This window comes from Bacillus sp. AK128 (assembly GCF_053903075.1).
Map to the genome: position 1 here is coordinate 1,997,651 of NZ_CP096379.1, position 21,936 is coordinate 2,019,586.

The 21,936-nt window shown below is 35.1% G+C and carries 17 protein-coding genes; 13 read left to right on the top strand and 4 right to left on the bottom strand.

Annotation, left to right across the window (positions count from 1 at the left end; all coding sequences use genetic code 11):
- The first annotated feature begins 147 nt into the window (after nucleotides 1-147).
- Complete coding sequence (locus M1D60_RS09995; protein ID WP_456279010.1) at nucleotides 148-678, top strand: tubby C-terminal domain-like protein; 531 nt, start codon at nucleotides 148-150, stop codon at nucleotides 676-678.
- Between the two features lie 152 nt (nucleotides 679-830).
- Here the strand turns inward: M1D60_RS09995 and M1D60_RS10000 are convergent, their stop codons facing one another.
- The 4 genes from M1D60_RS10000 to M1D60_RS10015 form a co-directional block, all read right to left on the bottom strand.
- Nucleotides 831-1,451, bottom strand: a complete 621-nt coding sequence (locus tag M1D60_RS10000; protein ID WP_456279011.1) for a flavodoxin family protein — start codon at nucleotides 1,449-1,451, stop codon at nucleotides 831-833.
- A gap of 399 nt (nucleotides 1,452-1,850) precedes the next feature.
- A complete protein-coding gene (locus tag M1D60_RS10005) occupies nucleotides 1,851-3,206 on the bottom strand; it encodes a PQQ-dependent sugar dehydrogenase (RefSeq protein WP_456279406.1) in 1,356 nt (451 codons plus the stop codon).
- Between the two features lie 453 nt (nucleotides 3,207-3,659).
- Nucleotides 3,660-4,658, bottom strand: coding sequence for an LLM class flavin-dependent oxidoreductase (locus tag M1D60_RS10010; protein WP_456279407.1), 999 nt, complete (start codon nucleotides 4,656-4,658; stop codon nucleotides 3,660-3,662).
- 17 nt (nucleotides 4,659-4,675) lie between these two features.
- Nucleotides 4,676-4,960 (bottom strand): DUF3219 family protein, encoded by a 285-nt coding sequence (locus tag M1D60_RS10015; RefSeq protein WP_456279012.1) that lies wholly within the window; start codon nucleotides 4,958-4,960, stop codon nucleotides 4,676-4,678.
- 630 nt (nucleotides 4,961-5,590) lie between these two features.
- Here M1D60_RS10015 and M1D60_RS10020 point away from each other — a divergent pair.
- Genes M1D60_RS10020 through M1D60_RS10075 form a run of 12 tightly spaced genes read left to right on the top strand, consistent with a single transcriptional unit; the run spans nucleotide 5,591 to nucleotide 21,929 of the window.
- Nucleotides 5,591-7,738 carry a hypothetical protein gene (locus M1D60_RS10020; protein WP_456279013.1) on the top strand — a complete coding sequence of 716 codons (2,148 nt, stop codon included), beginning with the start codon at nucleotides 5,591-5,593 and terminating at the stop codon, nucleotides 7,736-7,738.
- Nucleotides 7,739-7,751: 13 nt separating this feature from the next.
- Nucleotides 7,752-8,651 carry a hypothetical protein gene (locus tag M1D60_RS10025; RefSeq protein ID WP_456279014.1) on the top strand — a complete coding sequence of 300 codons (900 nt, stop codon included), beginning with the start codon at nucleotides 7,752-7,754 and terminating at the stop codon, nucleotides 8,649-8,651.
- Between the two features lie 2 nt (nucleotides 8,652-8,653).
- Nucleotides 8,654-10,654: a protein kinase domain-containing protein gene (locus tag M1D60_RS10030; protein ID WP_456279015.1), complete on the top strand. Its 2,001-nt coding sequence runs from the start codon at nucleotides 8,654-8,656 to the stop codon at nucleotides 10,652-10,654.
- Between the two features lie 15 nt (nucleotides 10,655-10,669).
- On the top strand, nucleotides 10,670-11,356 hold the full coding sequence (locus M1D60_RS10035) for a vWA domain-containing protein (protein ID WP_456279016.1): 687 nt from the start codon (nucleotides 10,670-10,672) through the stop codon (nucleotides 11,354-11,356).
- A gap of 13 nt (nucleotides 11,357-11,369) precedes the next feature.
- A complete protein-coding gene (locus M1D60_RS10040) occupies nucleotides 11,370-12,524 on the top strand; it encodes a PP2C family serine/threonine-protein phosphatase (protein ID WP_456279017.1) in 1,155 nt (384 codons plus the stop codon).
- 51 nt (nucleotides 12,525-12,575) lie between these two features.
- Complete coding sequence (locus tag M1D60_RS10045) at nucleotides 12,576-13,721, top strand: hypothetical protein (RefSeq protein WP_456279018.1); 1,146 nt, start codon at nucleotides 12,576-12,578, stop codon at nucleotides 13,719-13,721.
- Nucleotides 13,722-15,506 (top strand): PIN domain-containing protein, encoded by a 1,785-nt coding sequence (locus tag M1D60_RS10050; protein ID WP_456279019.1) that lies wholly within the window; start codon nucleotides 13,722-13,724, stop codon nucleotides 15,504-15,506.
- Nucleotides 15,506-16,180 (top strand): vWA domain-containing protein, encoded by a 675-nt coding sequence (locus tag M1D60_RS10055; protein ID WP_456279020.1) that lies wholly within the window; start codon nucleotides 15,506-15,508, stop codon nucleotides 16,178-16,180. Before M1D60_RS10050 ends, M1D60_RS10055 begins: the two co-directional genes overlap by 1 nt.
- 23 nt (nucleotides 16,181-16,203) lie before the next feature.
- The gene (locus tag M1D60_RS10060; protein ID WP_456279021.1) at nucleotides 16,204-17,622 is read left to right on the top strand and encodes a tetratricopeptide repeat protein; all 1,419 of its coding nucleotides are present in this window, start codon (nucleotides 16,204-16,206) and stop codon (nucleotides 17,620-17,622) included.
- 17 nt (nucleotides 17,623-17,639) lie between these two features.
- The gene (locus M1D60_RS10065) at nucleotides 17,640-19,103 is read left to right on the top strand and encodes an AAA family ATPase (RefSeq protein WP_456279022.1); all 1,464 of its coding nucleotides are present in this window, start codon (nucleotides 17,640-17,642) and stop codon (nucleotides 19,101-19,103) included.
- Entirely contained in the window at nucleotides 19,100-20,167 is a 1,068-nt protein-coding gene (grpE, locus tag M1D60_RS10070) for a nucleotide exchange factor GrpE (RefSeq protein WP_456279023.1), read from the top strand. The genes M1D60_RS10065 and grpE overlap by 4 nt, the downstream gene beginning before the upstream one ends.
- Before the next feature lie 28 nt (nucleotides 20,168-20,195).
- Nucleotides 20,196-21,929, top strand: a complete 1,734-nt coding sequence (locus M1D60_RS10075) for an Hsp70 family protein (RefSeq protein WP_456279024.1) — start codon at nucleotides 20,196-20,198, stop codon at nucleotides 21,927-21,929.
- Nucleotides 21,930-21,936: the final 7 nt, after the last annotated feature.

Genomic DNA, 21,936 nt, shown 5'->3' on the forward strand with positions numbered 1-21,936 from the left:
AAATGAGCAGGAATTTCTCTTCGTCATATTGAAATAAAAGTAAGGTTCATTGAATTAAAGGGGAATCGAATGACCTAGTTTTTTGTTGTTCCGCTATCGAAGCAATATAAAAAGAAACGCAATATCTTTATTTGGAGGCAAAATGAGATGCAATATACATATCCTACAACTATGTTGGGTTCATCAACAAAACCGTTAGAGATTAAAGTAGGGACAACAAAAATAGGAGCCATTCAAGCTTACTATAAAAACATTTTTGTAAAGATTGTTGATAATATTGGTTCTAGTCCGCCGTTACTTCTTAGATACCGAATACATGATCATAATGGAATTGAAAGAGTACATGCAAAACTCTCTGGGTTCATAAAGAACAAAAGAGAACTACAGTATATAGATCAACATCAAACTGTACATCAAGTTGTGATGGAAGATACTAAACATTTTGATGGTTTTGGTGAAAAAGGTGTAATTGTAACCTTTAAAGGAAGTGAGTACCGAATATCTCGAAACTTTTTGAAGGCAGCTGAGTTGCATCTAGGAGAAGAGTTAATTGCAGATTGGAGAATAGAAGTTTCCGATAAACGTGTTTTAGTAAACATATATGATAAAAAACATATTGAACACGAATTTTTGATTATAGGATTATTTCATACTTGGTTTTATGCAACTAAAGGGTAGTGGATTCAATACGATATAGTCACATTCAACTAGGAAAGACAAGACAATACAAGAAATGGTCCAGCTTTATTTACTGGACCATTTTAATGTACAACTTTAAGTGTAAATTACTTACTAGTGTCTTCTATACCATCATCTTTCTTTGACAGAACTTACTCCATAACATTCCCTTCAGCAGGAATAGGATGTTCTTCTAACATACTGCCAAAGTGAATAAGGTTGTGTGACATCATTTCAATATGTTGGCTTGTAAATTCATTATTCATTCCTTCTGCTTCAATGAATGATGAACCAGGACCCGCTTCTCCAACCCAATAGGCATCTGCATTAGGCGGTACGGTAAATCCTAAATGGGATAAACCATAAAGGATCGATTTAGAAGCGTCTTTTGCTCCATCCTCATTACCAGTAACAATAACTCCTCCAACTTTATTATAGTAAATTTGTTGTCCCTTCTCATTGGTGACTCTACTACCACCTAATAAACGTTCCATCGCTAATGTAGCTAAACTACTCTTTTCTCCTAGCCACAGAGGTGTCCCGATAATAACGATATTGGCTTCCTTTATTTTATTGAAAATATAAGGCCACTCATCTTTTGGACCTACATTTTCGGAGATTCCCAAAGGAATTGAATAATCAGCAAGTCTAATTACTTCTGTTTCAACATTATTCTTGTCAAAAATCTTTACGGCTTCACCTATTAACGCTCTCGTATTGGAAGTTTCATCACTCTTTTTTAATGAACAATTTAAAATCACTGCTTTTAACATATGTTACGTCCTCCTATAGTTTTTATAAAATGAATTTTTAAGTTTTTTTAAAAAATGTTTATAAATTGTTACAAAGTATATGCCTCCTTAATTTTCCTTTGTACTAGTTTAATAGCCTCAATGATGAGTATTTAAACGTAAATCTTTAAAGAAATTGGATGATGAATCTAGGAACCGAATAATAATAGTTTTGAATAATGTTACGGAAAACGAGGGTTACTAGTACCTATAGTTTGTAGAAACCTTAGGGCGGGTTTCCCAGAAAACCAAGGTTAAAAAGAGCAAAAAAAGAAGCAGTAACCCATTAAGGTTAAGACTGCTTCTAACAAGAAGTAAATGTGATACTAAGGTTTATATGAGTTGAGTAGATGGGTTCCCAGATAGAATGAAAATGACCCATCATCTAATAATTTCAAATATAGTTCCTTGGTTAAGATCTGTCACTTTCATAGAATTATAGACTCCTAAATAAAGTCTGGTTTGATTTGAATTTGTTCCTAGACTAATAAAATATGCCGATTGTGATCCAAAATCATAATCAGTTTCAATCATCCCAAAGTCATTTAGAGTACGATCTAAACTTGCTCGCGTATAGGCTAACGCTCCTCTAGCTGGAGATTCATTTTCTCCACTCCGGGATAAATCAGTAAATAGTACGCTTCCTGTTAATTCTGGTATTTCATACCCCATATAGGGCTGGACTCCCGTAAGTGCAGTTGCTTCAAACTTATCGGGGCGGGGATCCATATGATAGTAACTAGTTAGAGGAGGAAGACGATTAGTGGAGAGCCTTACAGCTTCATCATAGTAAGCCATCGTTTTCTCATCTAAAGATGAATCTGAGGAGCATTCTCCTATAATGGAAGTAGGGAAGGGACCTTCCCATCCTCGCCATCCAAAGTTAATCAAGCCTTCTTTGTTAGATTCAGTTTTCATTAAATTAGCTTGAACAAGCTCCTTAACAGGTATTGGTTTATAGTATACAAATGAAAAAATGGATTCTGCTAATTCTTGACCGACATTTCCTACATACTTTACATAGTTATTATTAAATCTTTGAAAGGAGATCCCAGGTATATTCCGAACCCCTTTGGCAATCACAGTGAGCGTTTCCTGGATGGGGGTTGGGAGCTCATTAAACTGTGTAACTACAGGTGGATCAGTGATAAATGTATTTTTAGAGATGTCTATTTCAATAATTTTACCGGCAATTTCCATGTTATCCTGGCTTAAGTTAAATGGATCATACGCTGAACCACCATCACCGCTGGTTAACACTAGCTTTCCTGTTTCAGGAGAAAAATTCAAGCTATTGACACCATTATGATTAAAGAAGGGTCTTCTCAGATTAAGTAGTGTTCTTCGTTTCCGAGGTTCATCATTTGTTTGTAAAACCCATTCTTCAACCGTATCAATATGGTCATATTGAGTTTCTCTGTTTTCCCATTTTAGGTTTAAGGTACTAGGGTCACATGGATCAGGCTTAAAAGAATTAGTAAGAGCTCCAGGGCCTTCTGTCCCAGCAACAGAATAATGAAGATAAAACAAACCGTTATAATAAAACTGAGGATGAAATGCTAGTCCTAACAAGCCTCGTTCATCATAACCACCACGTTTTTCACCTAGTTTTATAATTCGTGACCGAATATCTAAAAAAGTTTTTACCTCTTCATCACCGATGTAAAAGATTTCTCCAACTTGGGTTGCCATAAATAATCTTTCCATCGTGTCACCGGGGAGGACGGTTGTTTTCATAACAGTGGGTAAGTTTATCTTACTAACAATAGGTTGTAAACGTACCTTAACTTTTTTCAACTAATACTCACTCCTTCATTTGCTATCTTTTTATATAGTTAAAATCCCCGAGCCACGAGGGAGTTGCCGATATCATGGAGGGTTTGGCTGATATTCCTGTAAAGTCGCCGATATATATGCCGAAGTGGCCGATAAAATTAGCAAAGTAGTCGATATAATCAAAAAAGTCGCTGATATCAGGAATTTAGTGAAGATTGAGCAGCATTCAGATTCATTTCGGCAGAGTTTTAGAGCGATGGAACAAAGTTTGTATCAAATTATGATTCAAAGGAGCCATTTAGTACCAAAATAGCTTTAGGATTCTATGACCATTTCAATAAATAGAGCGGGAAAAGTGTGATATTGGTCACCTAAATAAAAAAAGAATACCCTCCATTGGAAAGGTACTCTTTGCTATAAATCAAATTCTTTAGCTATTAATTCATAAGATCGTATTTTATCTACTAGTGAATGGGTAATGGTGACAATCATGATTTCATCGGCTTGATAGGTTTTTTTCAAATCGATAAGCTTTTGTTTCACTTCTTTTGGATTGCCGATCAATAAGTTTTTCTTCCTTGTTTCAATCGATTCTTTTTCTTTCTCATCTAGTTCGTAAGCCTTTGCTTCTTCAATCGACGGAATCCCTCGATTTCCTTCACCTTTAGCCATTTGAAGGGACCATAAAATTGTGCTTAGAGCAATTTCTTCCGCTCTTTCAGTAGTTTCTGCACATATAACGGATACGGTTACAATGACGTCAGGCTTTTGCCCTTTTCTTTTCGGTTGAAAGGTATCTCGATATTGTCTAATAATTTCTTCGCCGTCTCGATCACTCATAAACTGACCAAAGGTATACGACATCCCGTTTCCTGCTGCGAGTAATGCACTTTTTTTACTCGTCCCAAGTAGCCAAGGAACTGGAGGACTTATTGGCAATGGTGAAGCTTTCACTTTTGTATGTTGATGGTCACTAGGGAAATCATCGTAAATAAAATGAAGCAATTCTTTAACTGCGTTTGGCATATCATATACCTTTTGTAAAAAATTATCGTTTAATGCATTCGTCGCCTCAGCTGATCCACCTGGTGCTCGGCCGATTCCTAAGTCAATACGGTCAGGAAATAATGTTGCCAGCATATTGAATGTTTCAACAACTTTATAGGGTTTATAATGCGGTAATAACGTTGCGCCAGACCCTATACGTATGGACCGAGTATGTGCTCCTATATAACCTAGCATCACTTCGGGTGCAGGACAGGCAAGCCCTGGTAAATCATGATGTTCCGCGATCCAATACCGAGTATATCCAAGCTTTTCACCAGCTTGTGCTAGTTTCGTCGAATTAAGTAATGCATCTTGAGCGGTTTGGTTAGACGAAATCGGTGATTGATCTAATATGCTCAGCCTCATGGCAGTTCCCTTCTTTCTCATTTCCTTACTTCTAGGAGACTCAAGCTAAACACCCCAACTTGATCTTTCTCGTACAAATTAGTAAATGAAGTAGAGTATTGCCGAATGCTACCCTGAAAGATTAAATCCTTTTCAGGCACTTTCACTTCAAAAGTTCCTTTATATAGTAAGGTGGTAATGTCATGATAGTCGTCACTTGTTACGTTAAACATTACTGAAATCATGATTAATCCGTCTATGTTATCTTCTGAGTAACTGTTGATTTTAATAGGAAGGTTATTCAAGAGTATTTCCTTTACCAATACGACATCTCCCTTACAATCTTTTTCATCATTTTAAACCAAAAGAAAGAGGAATTCTAATAAGGTATTTTCTAGTTAGTAAGGTGGAACATAAATCTAATCAAAATGTAGATAAAATAAAACAGGTACAAGGGTTCCAATATAAGATTATAGAACGTCATGGCTATTGAAAGACCGATGTTTAATGCTGAAATAATATTGCTACATATTACTAGCAATTCAAGGTCTTTCCTTCCTCACTTCCACCTTCTTCTAAAGGTTAGAAGTGGTATATTCAATGCCACAATCTTACGAATCATATGTTTTAGAGTAAAAAATAGAATAGATTATATTTTTTCACTCAACAAATTATTCGGAACTTGCATTTGATGTCTTACTTGACCTATAAGTACCGTAAAGATAAATCCTTAGGATAAAAGTGCTAGATTCCTGGTATTTCGAAGTAGGTAGAAATTCTAAATTACCGATCATGATTCCAATTGAATAAATGTTAATAGAACTTTGAACAGCAAACAGCGATAATTACCAATAAAAATACAATTAAAGGAGATGAAAATTTCGATTTTCTATTACAAAATTATTACAAATGTGATAAATTTGAACTATATTATTCGACACAAGGAGCGTTTTATGACAAAATACTACCTTTTATTAGATGAAAGTGGTGACTTTGTAAAAGACCTTGATGGTAAAGAAGTACCATCTATAGTTGGTGGGTTATTATATTCTAATAAAACAGGACTAAACCTCGACAAGATAAGTGGAATTTTTAAACGATCTTGTGAAAAGCAAAACTTAGATTCAGTGAGTTATCACAGTACAGATTTGCCTAAAGCCTCGTTTTCGAGATTTACGCTTGACTTACTATCAGAACTTAAAGCTAATGGTGCTACATATGTTATTTTTGAGAATCTAGAACGAGTAAAAATTGTTAATGCTACAACAACTTATATTAATATACTCTCCGAAGGATTAATTCAACTCTTCCAAAGCCTGGCAACAGCTGAAGAAATTATAGAGATTGAGATTATTGCTGCATTGAGGATGGAACCAGTTCATGGCATAGACGGAAAATCATATTTGCGTAGAATTCCTATTGAAGAGTATCAAATTAGGCTAGAAGAGAAGCTGGTCGTTGGTCTAGCAAGAAAAAATCTGGCTTCCTCCATTCATAATTGGAAGTGGTCTTTATCACTGGGTTCTGCTAGAAAGGATAATCACCTTAAAGTGGCTGACACTATTTGTCATGCTTATTTTCGACAAAAACAAAAGTTCTCCTCTGATCAACAAATAGAATTACTAAATTTGTTAGAACAAGATCATGTGTACACCTTATTTGATCATGAATCCTCCATCTCTATTAGAAGGCTACTATCAAATGGAATGGTAGGCATGGCAGTATTTGAGTGGATTGTTGCCGAAAGATTTTCTAGTCGCAAGGATCATAGTCATTTTTATGAAAAGGAATTCCTCGATTTAATCCTTACTAAGCTTGAACAATTACCGCACCAATCACTTAAAGCGGAACTGCAAGTTTTTCTAACAACATTACAAAATTTGAATCATGTTGAAAGAAACTTTACCAAGGCTGAAGAAACCTTAAAAAAGGTGACATCCTTACTAATACCCAAAATGAAAGAGCGAGGGATTAAAGCTCATTTATTTTATCTAGATTCATATTTAAGCCTATTCACAACCGCTACTCACCAAGGTCATATAAGACTAGCTGAAGAACAAATTGAAAATATACAAGAAGTTCTTCCAGAATTGGGTAAAAAGTGGGAAAACATTGATTACGTAATCGACTTCATGCTTCGTGAAGCAGTTCATGATTTAAATAAATACAATTTTGAGCGTGTCATTGAAAATATGACGAAACTAGAAGAATTTATTACACAAATGCTTTCACTACTTCCAATAGCTGGAGAAATTAGTTATTTCCAACAGGATGACCTTTATTCTGATTTGCTTGGAAAGACACTAGGAAATCGTATGCAAGCCTATTTTATGAGAGCCAGCTATAGTGAGTCCTCTATAGAAGACTATGAAAATGCTAAAAGAGATTCTGAACTAGCCCTTGAACAATTCAAAGAAGAGCATCATAAAAGTAGACAATTTCAGTACCGTGCACAAATTGAAAGTAATCGAGGGAAAGTTGAGGCATCTTATAAGTATTTATGTCTCTCATACTCACTGCCTCAGTCAACTACTTTCGATGAGTTTCTTCGTTATATACTTAAACAACCGAAATCTAGCTTTCTATTTGGATTCATGCATTATACTCGCTTAATGGCTGCTACAGATCAGTCACAACAAGTTGCTGAGTCCATGTATAAAGCTTTAATCAGCAATGATGTGTTGAAGCATCACTATTTTACGTCAGTTGAAAACTTTCATCCAAAGCAAATTATTTATTGGAAGATTGGTAGTTACTTAGCTAAAAATGGAAGCTTCACTGCTTCTTTAAGTTATTATGAGCAAGCAATGGCAATTTGCCAAGCAGATTCCGAATGCTTAACTCTCCGTTCTATCGGTATAGGGATTGCATTTGAGCATGCCTCATATCTATTCCTCGGAGATGCTAAAGTGCTAAAAGAAGCAAAAACTTCACTTAGACTAGCACTTAGATTATACGACCAATTCATGGAGGAGGAACTGCCACTAAGTATGAGTGCTTTCTTTCATAAATGGAGATCAAAAATAAACCAGCTAGAACAGTTAAAAGATAAAGAGAAAAGTAGCGTGCTGTTTTCTCTTTCAACACAAATTCCGTATTAGAGGTGTAAAAAACATGGTAAATCAATTTTTAAAAGCAACTGAGGAATGGTTATGTTCAGAACTACGTCTATCAGAACCGTCTTTTATTTGGGCTCAAGCAGAGCAAAGAGTAATTGACGAAATTCATGATGTAAAGCGCTGGTTTGATTACTTAAAGGAAATGGATGTTATTCCACAATATTTCCGCATTGAGGCTTTTACAATTCCTCGACTCGATTCATTTGAGGGTGACGATATACTTGTTGTTTATAAAGAAGGCTCTCTTTGGACAGGTTACCCTCTATCTAGATTTACTGCCTTTACAAACAAGTGGAATAAGCAGGGACTTATTGAATTTTCACAAACATTATTTCCGTCTAAGTTTGTGGAGCAAACACTAGACCAGGATAAAATTCTAACGGAAAATAATCATTCGGATTTTACTAGTCTTGGTGGCTGGGGTTCTATTAATGCAGAAATCTCTGATGTTGAAATAGAGGATTATTATATTGAGGAAGATCTTTTTAATAATGAAGACGAAGAGACAAGCAATGATAAAAAGATTGAAGCGTACTCTGTAGTTGGGGATGAGTCTTTTGAAGATGATTTTGATGATGATGAATTCGATGGTGATTTCACAGAAATTGAGTTAGAGGATTCTGAATTTGATGAAGACATCGATGTTAAGAATGAAACTAACCATGAATCAGAAAATCATGTTGACACAGTATACGTTTCTCAACTACTAGAAGGAATTAACGGAAAATTAAATACAAGCATTTCAACTGTTGAGGAATGTGTGCAGGAAGCAATAGATTTAGCAGCTCAAAAGAAAGGCTCCAAGAAACTTGTTCGGTTGATTTTGGAAGTGGAAGAGGAATTAATAGAGTTAAAAGATCAGCTAACTAATTCAACAGATTCAGATGAGGAATAAGTATGAATATTCAAGATATTATTAAAAACTATAAGCTTTTCATTGATACAAGTACATGGATGACACCTCATGCCAATGAGTTTTTAGAGAATAAATTGACAAGTATTCTATTAGCTTCAAGTAAACAAGTTATTCTTCCTCAACGTATTGTTCAGGAAGTAAATAAGATGATGAAAAATGAAGATCGAGAAAAAAGGCATAAAGCAAAGGCGGCAGCTAATCTACTAAGGATTTACTTGAATCAGGGAGTGGCAGCTGTGTTTGGGGACCCAAGTGACCCTTTTGCCGATCAAACGTTTTTATATGTTTTCCAACAATTTAGAGTAAAGTACAACTTGGCATTAATTACACAAGATCGTGGTTTGGCACATGATATCTTAAATTTAAATAACCAGCATGCAGTTCAAGGGAAGCGTATATACGCTTTTAGAATAAATGAGTCTGGAAATATAGAGGAATGGAATTTAGATAGAATTTCATCAAGGTCCCAGCAACCTTCTGCACCTTCTCGTCCAACGAAGACGAAGGAACACAGATCAGATCCACCACCAAAGCCGCACGAAAAATTCATATTAGGGACAAAGGTTATTACGCAAAAAGAAACACCAATGTCTGTCAGTAAAGTACCTGAAAAAAATGAAACTGTGTATTCAAAGTTGTATGGAAGTCTGCGTTTAAAAGAAGAAATTGGATCGGGTGGAGAAGGGAAGATTTTTCTAGCTTCAAATGGAATGGTTTGTAAGGTTTATAAAGAAGACCGAATTACACACGAGCGCTACTATAAATTAAAAAGAATGCTAGAAGTCCCAATCAATAAAAAAGGGATCTGTTGGCCAAAGGATATCTTAACCAATAGTAGCAATGAGTTTGTAGGATATATTATGGAAACAGCTGAAGGGAAACCTATGCAAACATCCATATTCCTTCGTCCAGTTTTAAATAAAAACTTTCCAACTTGGACACGTAAAGATCTTGTGCAGCTCGCTATTACCATTATAAATAAAATTATCTACCTTCATGAAAGAAACATAGTCATTGGAGATATAAACCCAATGAATATACTCATTAAAAATGAAAAGGAAGTCTATTTTGTTGATACGGATAGTTATCAAATTGAAAACTACCCGTGTCCTGTAGGAACGATAAATTTTACAGCGCCAGAGTTGCAAGGTAAGAATTTTTCTACTTTCTTAAGAAGCTTTACTCATGAATATTTTGCCGTTAATACGTTAATGTTTATGATTATGCTACCTGGACAACCACCATATTCACACCAAGGTGGTGGTACACCGGGAGAAAATATTAAACAAATGGGCTTTCCTTATCCGCTTGGTGAAGAAGGAAAAGGAACTGTTCCAGATGGTTCATGGAAATACATTTGGAGTCACTTACTCTATGACTTAAAAGATGCTCTATATAAAACGTTCACTGGTAAAAATAGAGCCACACCTGAAGAACTAAGAGATCTACTTGTAAAGTACCGACAAACCATATCTAAAGGATATCTTAGTGATGAGCTCTTTCCAGATAGTATGAAAATACCACAAGGAGAAGAAGCTGTTTTAACTTGTAATGATTCCATGTGCAAAAATCCGCAGGTAAGAGTGCATACAAAATATAAGAATAAAATAGAAAGTCGGGGAAGCCGATACATCTGTGATAAATGTAGGTTCAGAAGGAAAATCTGGAGAACATGGGAACAAACGCGCTCAGGTCAAGTTGGAGAAGTATCTTCAAGTTCTTCTGTATCAGAGGTTAGAACAAGAACAACACCTTCTAGAACGCCAAATGTACCACCTAATCGTAGTCACACGACACAGACAAGAACGATCCCTAAAAAGAATCCAACAAGCAAACCAAAACCAAATCAACAGGTACCAAGAAACAATCCTGTTCCCAAAAAACCTGTAAGTTTAAACCAAAACACGAAAAAACCTAATCAACAACAGCCCCAAAATGTTTTGGATAAAATAATCAAGGCACTAAAATTTTTAAATAAATAATTGGAGGAATTCACAATGTCACACCATTCACAAGAAGAATTTTTACTCTCTCAGATTGAGCTTTATGAAAATCCATCTACTAGACTACCAATCTGCTTAGTTCTGGACACAAGCTATTCCATGAATGGAGAACCAATTAAAGAGCTAAATAAAGGTGTAAAATTATTTATGGAATCAATTCGTAAAGATGATATCGCTTCTGCTTCTGCAGAAATCTCAATGGTAACGTTTGGTGGAGAGGTTAAGCAGCTATTTGATTTTGGAAGCATTAATCGTCAAACCATTCCACACTTAACAGTTGATGGATTAACTCCTATGGGTGAAGGTATAAACTTAGCCATCGACCTATTAGAACGTAGAAAAAATATGTATTCTCAATCTGGTGTTAGCTATTTCCAACCATGGATCGTTATTATGACAGACGGAGCACCTACTGATGATATTTCATTAGCTTCTAGACGTACAACAGATCTAGTTAATAATAAAAAATTAACCATTTTTCCATTAGGTATTGGTCCTAATGCTGATATGGCAACATTAAAGCAGTTTTCTCCAAAGAGACCACCATTAAAAATCAAAGGGCTAAACTTTGTTGAATTCTTTGAATGGTTAAGTAGTAGTGTGTCAGCAATTTCTGCCTCTACTCCTGGAGAAGATGTAAAGCTTGATGTAGATGCCATTCAAAAATGGGCAGTTCTGTAAAAGGAAGTTTTATATGACCATTACACATTGGAAGTTGGCTAATGCCCAAGTCGTTGGGCGTAGCCATCTTAAACAACAACTACCATGTCAGGATTATACATTGAGTGTGCAAACGCCCGATATGACCATATTAGTTTTAGCAGATGGTGCTGGTTCTGCCTCTTCTTCACATATTGGCTCCAAAACGGTTGTTCATAAAATGATAAACGTTCTCCAAATGCATTTTGAAGATATGTTTAAGGAAGAGGATCATCAACTGCTTCGTAAGAGAATTATTGGGATTCTCTTAAATGAATTAGAAGGCATTGACGATTTTAGTGGGAATATTAAGGATTATGCCTCGACGCTTCTCTATGTTGCAATTAAAGGTGATCGATACTTAGCTGGCCATATTGGGGATGGTGTGATTGGACTGCAAGTTGCAGGAGGGAATTTCAAGGTACTTTCGAACCCTGAAAATGGCATGTATGCAAATACTACCTATTTTATTACTTCTGATGAGGCTTGGAAATTCTTGAGACTATATAAAGGATCCACTGAAGAGAAGACTGGCTTTATTTTAATGTCAGATGGTACAGCAGAATCTTTATTCAATAAACAAATACAAGGCTTTGCACCTGCCATTACAAGAATGCTAGACTGGCTTCGAGACCATTCCAATCAAAAAATTTCAGTAGTTCTTGAAACAAACCTAGAAACAGTTATTAAGCAACAAACGCAAGACGACTGTAGTATTGCGCTTGCAAGTTTAGTAAGGTTGGGAACAGAAGAACTGTTGAATAGACCCTCTGATTATCTGACTGACTTTATAGGCATTCATAGTCATTTAATGAAGCAATCATTTGTTGAAATCAGTCAACAAGAACCAGCACTAACTGAAAATCTTCAATTAGTTGATGATATTGATGAGGAAATCATCCAAATTAATGATGAACGTGAGCTTGGAGACATGGACCTTGATAATAAAAGGGAGGTGGAATCTGAGGAAATAGATTCTACAGAAACAGTTTCTGTAGAAAAGCTAGAAAACATGGAAGAAATTCAATCCTTAGAATCACCTGAAGAAGAGTCTGTAAATATAACCCAAAGCTTAAATGACATAACATCAACAAGTAAAGACATTATTGAAAATGATGAATTAGAAGTATCTGAAGAGAACGAGAAGTAAATAAACATTACTTCTCTTCTTATAAAAACCACATGAAATGGAAGGTGAGATATGGAAAAGCTTAAGAAAATGCGCTTTATTGAGCATAGAGCGATCCAATCCATTGACCGCATATTATTCGTATTAAGCTTCGGTTATCTATATTTATATTTTCAATATGGATATGCCATCGATATGTTATCAACAATCTTTATTATAAGCATCCATGGCTTTAACTTTCTTTCAAAGGCCAAAGCAAACTCCTTGTTTGCAGCCTTTGGATATAGTCTGTTATCTTTTGCTATTTTGTATTATTATTACCCGAATGTTGGAGACATGAAACTACTTTTCTTTCTGCCATTTATTCTATTTTTTGTCGTCTTGTTTAGTAATTTCCCAAGTACTTTATTAACAGGATTTTTAGTAGGCTTTTGGGTCCTATTGTTTTATTTTGCGTTTACAAATGGATGGTCAGGAATTTATACAATATTAGCTAGCTATGCTAACTATAACATTGTTATAAATCACATTTATTTTTTATTCATGACAGCTGCCATTATCTACTTATTTTCTAAAACTAAACCATATTATGGGGTAACAAAGACAACGAAGATTGCCCAATTATTAGTCTGGCTAGGAATACCGTTTATCCTTGTAGTTATAAATGATTCACAACCTGCTGAAGGAATACAAATAGCGGGGATCTATATGTTATTAGCTATTGTTATATACCGGTCTTTTATAGCAAATAAAATAATACTTTCCTCCATTGCATATGCAATGGTGACATTTATTGGTTGTACGTTTATAAAAGAGTATTTTAGCATAGAGAATTTTTACTTTGTTTTAATAGCACCATTACTAATTCTGTTGTTAGTAAACTATTATAAAATGAGTGTTCGATTTCTAATAGGATTTGTGTTTACTTATTGGTTCATTCAACTTTTGATTTTTTATAAAGGTCTTGATAATGGAGTAGTTATAACATTAGAAGGAATTTTCTCTAGAGATGGAATCATGTCTAGCATAAAATATGGATGGATTCCAGTTATTGTTGGATTATTCTGGTCCCAGAAATCTTCCTCTATTAATTTGATAATTCAATACTTGGAACGCACAAACCGGAAGATAAAACAACGAAAAACAGTAAAAATGGATCGTAAGCCAGTTCATAGTCAACCGGTTCATCCAAATACAAAAGGCTGGGAAGAGTTGTAGATGAGTAAAATAGCTATTAATTCAATTGATCTATTAAAAATAACCAACCAGTATCGTATCTTTATTGATACCTGTGTATGGATGTATCCTCCTTCAAAGGATTTTTTAACTAAGGCCCTTCCAGAAGCGTTATTTGTAAGAAAAGCAACAACAAAGATCCCTTATCGCGTGATTGAAGAAGTGATACGTAAATCAAAGGATCCAAATAAGGAAACAAGAAAACGAGCGAAATTTGCTTCAAGAATGATTAATCTTTATATTAGAGCAGGCCTAGCAGAAGTATTAGGCGATAAAGAAGATCCGGATGTAAATGATAAGACCATACTTTACGTCTTTCAAAAATATAATGATCGCTATTTATTCTGCTTATTTACTAGAGATCGAAAGTTAGCTGATGATGTATTTCATTTAAGGGACCAAAAAGCGGTAGATAACAAAGAATGTCTAATATTTGGGATAAAAGAAGATGGCTCTACCTATCAATGGGATTTTGATAAAGAACCCAACCAACAGCCTGTTTTATTTCATTATAAAAATAAACCAAGCTTTAGTAGAGAGCCGGTCTTTGATAGAACACTTTTGACTAAATACCCTTTAAACGTTAGGAACAATATCCAGGTTCAACTAGGTGATACAATTCAAACGCTACGACATGGCGAATTGACCATCGGCGAAGAACTTGGTGCTGGTGAAGATGGCACGGTTTACAGAGTAAAGAAGGGACTTGTGTGTAAGATTTTCCATAAACAGAGGCTAAGCCCCAATATGTATCTAAAACTTATGGACATGCTCTCGATTCCAGTTCATATTCAAGAGGTTAACTGGCCAACAGACCTTGTTTTTACGAAAGATAAACAGTTTCTTGGTTATGTTATGAAGGAAGCAAAGGGAAATTCACTTCAAAAGGCACTGAAAACAAAGTCTAATTTAGTGAAATTATTTCCGGAATGGAATAGACAGCATTTAGTGGAATTAGCCCTTTCCTATTTAAGAGCAGTAGGACAGCTTCATGACCATGGGATTATATTGGGGAGTGTCGATTTAGACCACGTCTTTGTTAAAAACGAAAAAAATATTTCATTGACTAATACTGATGGCTATCAAATAAATACCTTCCGCATTGACCGTTCTTTAGTGAATTTCACTCCACATGAGGTACTAATTAAAAATGAAGAAGAATTACGAACAAAAGAACATGATTATTACTCAGTGGCAGTTGTTTTATTTGCTATCTTGTTTCCAGGAAGAATGCCATATACCTTCCAAGGTTCTAACGCAAAAGCAGAGCATGTTATAAATAAACGTTTTGAGTTTCCTTTTCACCCTTCGTTCATACCGAATTATGAAAAGAGTCCTTGGGCATTAATTTGGGCAAGTCTACCTTTCCATCTACAGCAGCTCTTTTATGAAACCTTTGTACAGAACCAGCGAATCCCTATAGAGGTTTGGGAAACAGGTATAAGGTTATATCGTGATAGTTTAAAGAATGAAGAACTGCCTACAGACCTTTTTATTATCGAAATGGATAAAATAACTGGGAAAAAGGTCTTTGCTAAATGTATGGCTTGTAAATCATACTTACGTATTTCAGAAAATGAGTATAAAAGGATTACCGAAATTAATCCAAATCCATTATGCGAGAGATGCTATAAGCTTTATACGATTAAGCAACCATCGAAGGTCGAACAATCCAAACCAAAAGAGAAAAAGCTTTACTGGACAGAAAAGACAAGCTTTCTTGAAGCAATTTCTACCTTTAGAAGTGAACTAGGGAGTGACAAATAGTGGATGATTTAAGTCTGAAGAGTGAGGAACTACTTAATAACCCCTCCACAAGATTGCCGATTTGTTTAGTGTTAGATGCAAGTGGATCAATGATTGGAAATCCACTTAAGCAATTACGCCTGGGCCTACAGCAACTTTTTAACGACCTATTAAAAAATGAGGTTTCAAAGGCATCTGTAGAGATTAGTATTATTACGTTCGGAGAAAATGTAAAAACGGTATTAGAGTTTCAACCAATTAAACCAACCATCCGATTTAAAATATCAGCTGGTGGAACCTCCCCAATGGGAGAAGCGATGAAGTCCGCCATCACTCTGGTAAAGAACCGTGTTACACTCTATAAAACTCACGGCCTTCAATATTACCAACCATGGATTGTCCTATTATCAGATGGTTCACCCACTGATGAAATAGAAGATTCAATTTCATATACCGTAAATGGTTTGACAAATGGAGATTTTACAATTTTTCCAATTGGAATTGGAGAACATTCAAATCTTGACATCTTAAAACGTTTTTCACCATCAAGACCGCCTCTTGTATTAAACGAGGTAAAGTTTAAAGAGTTTTTCTCTTGGTTGAGTGAAAGCTTAAATCGAGTTTCGGAATCACAACCCTTTGAAAAAATTGAATTTCCTTCTATTGAGGATTGGTCTGCGCTGAAGAAGAAGTAGATGATGGAGTGAGGTGAAGAGATATGAGCAAAACATACTATCAAATGTTAGAAATTGAAACAACTTCTACAGAAGAAGAAATCAAAAAAGCCTATTTTAAGATCATTAAAAGATATCCAGTTGACCAATATCCAGAAGAATTTAAATCCATTCGAATTGCCTATGATACTCTACGAAACTCTCAATCTCGTAAAGAATATGAAACAAACTTGGTACATGGCGACCTAGTTGAACAGTTACAAAATGAAGCTATGGAAGCCTACTCTAACGATGATTACAAAAAAGCACAGAGATTATTTAAAGAGATTCTAATGATTGTACCAACTCTAACTAATACACGTAATTACTATGCATTAAGCTATTTGTTTTCAGAAGAATATAATCAAGCACTTCAGCAATTTAAGATTGTTGTTCAAGAAGATTCAGATAATGAAACCTACCAGCTCAATTATGGGAAAGCTCTTGAAAAATGTGGGCTCGAAGAAGAAGCGATTAGGCTATACAAAAAGATGTACATTATGTCTCCTGATAATATGGACCCATTGTTTGCGTTAGTTGATCTCTATTTAGATAGAAAAGAAGACAATAAAGCAGTTAGAACATTAGACCAGGCCATTTCAAGTCAAGAGAAAACTGGAAACTTTCACGTTTTTTACTATTTAGTAAAAAGACTTAAGGTCTCAGTGACTCTTCGAAACAAAATAGAATTAATGAAATCTATCGAGTTATGTAAAAAGCTACTATATAAGCATGAATCAGACCGTGGTTCTATGATGGCAGATTTAACTGATTTAAGCATTGATTTATATGACCGTAAGTTATATGGATATGCAAAACCGATCCTTGAATTTATTCAACAGGAGCGTTCTGAACCTAATGAAAAATTCAATTCGTTAGTTGAAGAAACCATTAATAGAGCAAACGTTTATGATGAGTTTGAACTACTTGAGCGTGATGACAAAGTTATAAAATGGGTGAAGAATATCTTTATTCTTTATCTCCACGGTGATGAATTTACAGAAGATGAATTCGATGAATATACAGATAAAACCTTTGACAATCTATACGACAGTTCGTTTTACAACGCCGAAGAAACGTTAAAATCCATTAAACGAGTACTTATTAAATATCCAAGTCTCTATGAAACAAGAGAAAATGTCTTAAATAACTCTATGAAAACTTGTAAGGATTCTATTCAGAGTCAGGAAGAGTTTGAACGACTTAAGAATGATTACGATGTTTGTCATCCTGTGAAACGATTAGTTGCATATTACCTTATTTATTTTGATTCGGATGATGAAAAAGAAGAAATGTTTGCATCTATTAAAGCGGATTTTATTGAGGAAACAGATTATACGCTGAAAAGATCAGTTGATCGCTTAGAGACACGTTATCCTGCTCTTTACCGACTCAATGAAAAATTCTTTCGTGGCCTACAGTAAAAGAGGAGGAGACCAATTTGGACCATTCGAGACTAGAGATGTTGCATGATTCGATGAATGCACTAGATAAAGAAATACGAGAGGCAATATTAGCTGAAGATACTTCTCTTGTACATTATCATCTATTTCGATGTTACCGACTGATTGAAAAAGTGCAATTAGAAAACAAGCATTCCCTTCTACCATTTTACCATTTTATAAGTAAATGGCATCAACGACTAGCTCAAATGTACGAAAGCAAAGGCTATATAGAGGAAGCAGAACGAGAGTGGTTATCTTCTATATCCTTTCATGTAGGAGACACTGATCAAAATCCTTATGTACAATTTGCACATAGTACATTAGCTGTTCAGAATCTATCAGTAAGTCGAGAGATTAAGGAGCATATGCCTTATATATCTATGGAAAATATCAAAAGTGTACAAACATCCTTACGAAAAGCCAAGTTCTCTCTAAAAACTGCTACCTTAAAATCTGGTATTAATGATTCAACAAGTTATATTCTCGGGTGGATTGATGAAATGGAAAAAGCCCTTGAAGCAAGAGACGACTTAAAAAGTGATGAGTCACAAGAGTTCACTAAACCTGTAGTAGAGGATGTATTAAGAGAGCTTGATTCCTACATTGGTCTCGAAAAGGTGAAGCAAAGAGTCCGAGAGATTTGTAATCTAGTCATCTTTAATAAATTGAGACAGGATCAAGGACTAAAAGTAGAGCAACCTAGTCTACACATGGTATTCACCGGAAACCCTGGTACAGGTAAAACGTCAATTGCTAGAATTATCGCTAAGGTGTTTAAAGCGCTGGGCGTCTTGAAAAAAGGGCATCTAGTGGAAGTAGGCCGAGCCGATTTAGTTGGTGAATATGTTGGACATACTGCAGTAAAAACACTAGGGAAATTAAAAGAAGCAAGAGAAGGTGTATTGTTTATTGACGAAGCTTATTCACTAGTTCGAGGACAGGGTAATGACTTTGGCATTGAAGCAATTGATACGATTGTGAAGGAAATGGAGGACAAGCGTAAAGAATTAGTCATTATTCTAGCTGGTTATCCAAATGAAATGGATCGTTTCCTACAATCAAATCCTGGTCTACAATCACGTTTTAACAGCCATATCCTGTTTGAGGATTATAGTATTGATGAATTACTGGAAATCGGTAAAATTATGCTCCAACAAAAGCAGTACCAAATGACAGATGAAGCTGCCCAGGTCTTTAGAAAGATTCTCGTCCAAAAAGTAAGTGAAAACCCTAAAAGTCATGGGAATGGTCGACTAGTCCGTAACATCATTGAAGAAGCAATTTTATGTAAGGCAAATTATGTTGTGACTTGTAAGCAACGGAACCTCCCATATGGCCAACTAGATGAAATTGAAAAGATAATCATGAACATGGTTTTGTTAAATATGACCACACTGTCAGATGCAGAAAATCTAGTAAAAGGTAAATACCAAATGGATCCAAAGGGGCTGATAAATTGAGTTCTAATAAAGGACCATATTTTAAAGGACTTTCTTTGGAAGATTTAAAGAGATTGGGTATAGAAGAAATAGAAGAAAGACAAACAGTACAGATTATTAGAATTTACGGACATCAACATCAAAACTATTTCAAACCATCTATATCATACGAACCAAAAGTAATACCAATTAAGCGAATCTATCCTGAACTACAAGTGAAAAACGATTTTTCTTTACTAGATGTGGCCAAAAGCATATCTGCATACTTTAACCTAGTATCAAAATTGACGATATTAAACTTGCGTGAATGGGCGATCAATTCCATTAATTACTGTAAGATTACAATGAAAGATCATGTTACAAGCAAAGACTTTCCGGTTGAAAAATGGGAGAAGGAACTTGATCGAATGAACCAACAGCTAATTAACAAATTAGCCCTTTATTTTGAGGAAGGAGAGAAAAACTTGAACGAAACAATGCAAGAAATACTTGAACAAGAAAAAGAAAGCCTTCAGCCATTAGAAGAGTTTTACTATAACCCCGAGGCAGGTCAGCCTAATTTTTTAGTTAATCTTCAAGAATCATTAGCAGAATTACAAGAGCAAATTAAGGGTGACTTTAAGAATAGTAACCGTATCACATATAAGCTCATGCAGGATTTCCAACAGCAATTAGAAGAGTTTGGTCAAATGTCTGATGAAGATCAAGAAAGTAAGATTGAAGAAGTTAAGTTAGAATCAATGAAAAACATTCAACAGATGAAACTGGTTGCTATTGAAATTTTCGATATGTTAGATCTAGTTTATCAAGCAACATTAAAAGTGAATGAAACAAAATGGAGTAACGAGATTGAAAAGGCGATTTTAAAGATTATGTCGTTATTAGAAGCTCATGGTATTGTGGAAATTCCTGTCCTAGGACAAGTAGTTGATGGGAAAACAATGGATACTATTGGAACTGTTTCACAGCACGAGCTTTCAGATTCGATAGAAAAATATCAAGTATTTGCAGTACATCAGCGAGGATTTATGGATAAATCAACAGGAAAAGTTCTACGGAAAGCTAGTGTTACAACAGTCTTATAATCTATAAAACTATTTGGAGGAACTAATAATGGCAATTATCGGTATTGACTTAGGTACAACAAATTCTGCAGTAGCTTATTTAAAAGGAGAAAAACCTGAAATCATTCCTAATACAGAGGGAGGGCGTACAACTCCCTCCGTATTCCAAATCAATCATTCAGGTGAAATAATTATAGGGCAAAACGCAAAGTCTTCAATGGTAGCTTTACCAGAACATACTGTTACTGAAGTTAAAAGGTTAATGGGTAGTGATAAGGAAGTAACTGTTGGAAGCGATAGTTACCGTCCAGAAACGATTTCCGCACACATTCTAACATACTTAAAGAAAAGTGCAGAAGAATTTTTAGGTGAAGTTGTAACAGAGGCAGTTATTACAGTTCCTGCTTATTTCTCAGATTCACAACGTAAAGCGACTCAGAAGGCTGGAGAAATTGCTGGATTAAAGGTAGAACGTATTATTAACGAACCTACAGCTGCAGCAATTGCTTACGGGCTTGAAAATATAGATAAAAACCAACACATTTTAGTTTATGACCTTGGTGGAGGTACATTCGATGTATCCGTTGTTGAAATTTTCGAGGGTGTTGTAGAGGTTAAAGCAAGTGCAGGTGATAACAATCTGGGTGGTGTTGATTTTGACAATGCACTAACAGATTGGATTATTCAGAATTTCAAACAACAAGAAGGTATTGATTTAAATACTTTAGATACACAAGTAGATATAAATCAAAGAAAGACTAGAATAAAACTAGAAGCAGAAAATATTAAGAAAAGTCTTTCGAGTCAATCGACTGTAAATATTAATATACCTTTTATTGCCATGTACAATAATGCACCTATAAGTATAAATATGAATATTACACGTGATGAATTTGAGGATTTAATTAAGGAAATGGCTTTAAAAACGATAGCAGAGGTTGATAAAGCACTAGAAGATTCCCGCCTATCGGTATCAAATATTGATGAAGTATTACTTGTGGGAGGATCTACACGAATTCCTTTGATACAAAAACTTGTTGAAGATAAGTTTGGTAAAAAGTCCAAGAAGGATATAAATCCAGATGAAGCTGTAGCACTTGGAGCGGCTGTTCAAGCTGGTATAAAATCAGGTCAAATTGATACTTCTAAAGGAATTATGGTCATCGATGTATGTCCATATACACTTGGAACAGAAGTGGTTAGACAAATAGGCGGACAAACAGTACCAGGATTCTTCGATCCAATTATTCCAAGAAATAGTACGATACCAATTACAGAAAGCAAAAGATATTACACGGTTAATGATAACCAAACAAGTGTGAACGTAAATGTATTCCAAGGTGATAATCAATATACAGAACAAAACATATTCCTTTCTGACTTCGTACTAGAAGGAATTCCATCTGCATCAAGAGGCCAAGAAGCAATTGACGTGAAATTCTCTTATGACATTAACGGTACTCTTCAAGTAGAAGCAACGATTGTGAGTACTGGAAGAAAAGCTTCAGCTATCGTCAAAACACAAGCTGGTACAATGACTGAACAAGAAGTAAACGCTGCTAGATCTCAAGTTGAAAAAGATTATCAACAATCTGAGCTTTTCAAAGAAGTAAAGAGTGTTATTACAAGAGGGGAGCGCATGTTAAATAGCGTAGATGGGCTTGAAAAAGAAAAATTAATTTCGCTTCTTCAAAATATTAAAATTGCACTAGAAAAAAACGATCGTGCCTTAGTTCAAAAATACGAAGAAGAGCTAACAGATCTATTAATTGAATTAGTATAGGGGTTGT

Coding starts and splice junctions, on each gene's coding strand:
- M1D60_RS09995 (WP_456279010.1), top strand. CDS start 148: ATGCAATATACATATCCTACAACTATGTTGGGTTCATCAACAAAACCG.
- M1D60_RS10000 (WP_456279011.1), bottom strand. CDS start 1,451: ATGTTAAAAGCAGTGATTTTAAATTGTTCATTAAAAAAGAGTGATGAA.
- M1D60_RS10005 (WP_456279406.1), bottom strand. CDS start 3,206: ATGAAAACAACCGTCCTCCCCGGTGACACGATGGAAAGATTATTTATG.
- M1D60_RS10010 (WP_456279407.1), bottom strand. CDS start 4,658: ATGAGGCTGAGCATATTAGATCAATCACCGATTTCGTCTAACCAAACC.
- M1D60_RS10020 (WP_456279013.1), top strand. CDS start 5,591: ATGACAAAATACTACCTTTTATTAGATGAAAGTGGTGACTTTGTAAAA.
- M1D60_RS10025 (WP_456279014.1), top strand. CDS start 7,752: ATGGTAAATCAATTTTTAAAAGCAACTGAGGAATGGTTATGTTCAGAA.
- M1D60_RS10030 (WP_456279015.1), top strand. CDS start 8,654: ATGAATATTCAAGATATTATTAAAAACTATAAGCTTTTCATTGATACA.
- M1D60_RS10035 (WP_456279016.1), top strand. CDS start 10,670: ATGTCACACCATTCACAAGAAGAATTTTTACTCTCTCAGATTGAGCTT.
- M1D60_RS10040 (WP_456279017.1), top strand. CDS start 11,370: ATGACCATTACACATTGGAAGTTGGCTAATGCCCAAGTCGTTGGGCGT.
- M1D60_RS10045 (WP_456279018.1), top strand. CDS start 12,576: ATGGAAAAGCTTAAGAAAATGCGCTTTATTGAGCATAGAGCGATCCAA.
- M1D60_RS10050 (WP_456279019.1), top strand. CDS start 13,722: ATGAGTAAAATAGCTATTAATTCAATTGATCTATTAAAAATAACCAAC.
- M1D60_RS10060 (WP_456279021.1), top strand. CDS start 16,204: ATGAGCAAAACATACTATCAAATGTTAGAAATTGAAACAACTTCTACA.
- M1D60_RS10075 (WP_456279024.1), top strand. CDS start 20,196: ATGGCAATTATCGGTATTGACTTAGGTACAACAAATTCTGCAGTAGCT.